The organism is Mycobacterium sp. VKM Ac-1816D, assembly GCF_000416385.1.
GTDB classification, from domain to species: domain Bacteria; phylum Actinomycetota; class Actinomycetes; order Mycobacteriales; family Mycobacteriaceae; genus Mycobacterium; species Mycobacterium neoaurum_A.
Map to the genome: position 1 here is coordinate 1 of NZ_AOHQ01000064.1, position 352 is coordinate 352.

Annotated in this window: 1 protein-coding gene; it reads right to left on the minus strand. The window is 67.0% G+C overall.

Annotated elements, in window-relative coordinates:
- Positions 1-352 (minus strand): DUF222 domain-containing protein (locus G154_RS00065; RefSeq protein WP_036478466.1); only part of this gene is annotated, 352 nt, incomplete at both ends.

The window sequence follows — 352 nt, forward strand, 5'->3', positions numbered from 1 at the left end:
ACCGCCCGGATCAACGCGTTCTCCGACAATGCGCCGTACTGGTGGGCGGTGCCGGCGATCCCGGCGTCGATCAACCCCAATGCCTCCTCATCACATACCAGCTGCGTGCGCCAGGTGATCGCGGCGATCACCTTCGCCGACACCGACCCTTGCGCGAACGCCTCGGCGGTGCGGGGTAGCCGATCACGCAACGCCATCGCGATGCGCATCTGGGCGCTGGCGGCCCGGGATCCGAGGGTGCAGGCGGCACTGATCTCGGCTTTGGCGAGTGCCCATCCGTCGATCAACTTCAACGCCGACGATTCGTCTTCGTCCTCGCAGTGCCGTGCGGTGACTTCGGCGATCGCGGCCA